Genomic DNA, 1497 nt, shown 5'->3' with positions numbered 1-1497 from the left:
GGAGCAGTTGTTCGTAATCATAAGTGGCTGACTGAAGAGGAACTAGGTCAAGAATAATAATCCAAAAAAATGTGCGATCAATTAAATATAGAAAAAATCCCTGTATATGAGAAGACTTAGTGATACCTTCTTATGTATAGGGATTTTATGTTCCTTGTTAAATTAATATATATATCAATAACAATATCAGAAGGAATTATTATAATTCACTTGTTCATTTATATAACTTCTATCAGATATTTTAAGAATCTCGAAGACTTGTAAGAGTAAGATCACGAAAAAAACTATTTAAAAAATACTCTTGACAGCTATCATTTACTAATGTAAACTCAAGTCAACTTATGGTTTACACAAGTAGACGTATAGGAGGGGTTAATGTTAAAATTTGGCTGCTAATTAAGGATAACCAGCACATATTCATTAAGAAAAATAGTACATAATTAAAAAATTAAATGGAGGAATATAATGACTACTAAAATAGCAATTAATGGGTTTGGTCGTATTGGACGCTTAGCATTTCGCCGTATTAAAGAGTTGAGGGACTCAGAACTACAGGTTGTTGCAGTAAATGATTTAACAAATAATGAGGATTTAGCCTACTCTTTAAAATACGATACTGCATATGGGATTTTCCCTTATGATATCGAGGCAAGAGGCGATTCAATTCTGGTTGATGGCAAAGAAGTTAAAACATTCGAAGAAAAGGATGCCAAAAAACTACCATGGTCCGATTTGGACATTGATATCGTTTTGGAATGTACAGGCTTCTACACAACTAATGAAAAAGCACAGGCACACATAGACGCTGGAGCTAAAAAAGTAATTATTTCAGCACCAACTAAAGATGAAGAAACGAAAGTTATTGTCTTTGGTGTCAACCAAGAAATTTTGAGTCCAAGTGACAAAATTATTTCCGCCGCTTCTTGTACGACAAATGGTTTAGCCTTAATGACAAAAGTATTAGTGGACGAGTTTGGGATTCAACGAGGCCTGATGACAGGATCGCGTGCCTATACAGCGACACAAAACTTGCAAGATGCTCCCGGGGGACGTAAAAGTCGCGCAGGTGCTCAAAATGTTATTCCTGTTACGACTGGCGCTGCCAACGCATTAGGAAAAGTCATTCCAGAGGTTAAAGGGATCATTACGGGTACCACCACACGGGTTCCTGTCATTACTGCGGGCTTTGTAGAACTGTTCTCGGTGTTGGATAGAGAGGTAACCGTTGATCAGATTAACGAAGTGATGAAGGCAGCCGCGAATGATTCATATGGGTACACTGAGGATGAAATTGTTTCCTCCGATGTCGTGGGGACTACACATGGATCCGTTTTTGATGCAACGTTAACAGAAGTATTAGATGCAAATGGGGGACAATTGGTTAAAACAGTTGCTTGGTACGATAACGAATATGGTTTTGTTTCTAATTTGGTGCGTTTAACAGAATTTGTTTCTCGATTAAATAAATAATTAAAAACGTAAATTTCAAGTTTAAGT

Annotated in this window: 1 protein-coding gene; it reads left to right on the top strand. The window is 36.4% G+C overall.

Annotated features, from left to right (window positions below):
* Positions 1-465: 465 nt before the first annotated feature.
* A complete protein-coding gene (gap, locus tag EF384_RS09520; RefSeq protein WP_123781474.1) occupies positions 466-1470 on the top strand; it encodes a type I glyceraldehyde-3-phosphate dehydrogenase in 1005 nt (334 codons plus the stop codon).
* The last annotated feature ends 27 nt before the right edge of the window (positions 1471-1497 follow it).

The organism is Aerococcus agrisoli, assembly GCF_003797145.1.
Lineage (GTDB): Bacteria > Bacillota > Bacilli > Lactobacillales > Aerococcaceae > Aerococcus > Aerococcus agrisoli.
Note: the sequence above shows the minus strand (reverse complement) of the source record. Positions and strands in the feature narration are given on the sequence as shown.

Excerpts from the sequence above, each read along its gene's own strand:
- gap (WP_123781474.1), top strand. The coding sequence starts at position 466 with ATGACTACTAAAATAGCAATTAATGGGTTTGGTCGTATTGGACGCTTA.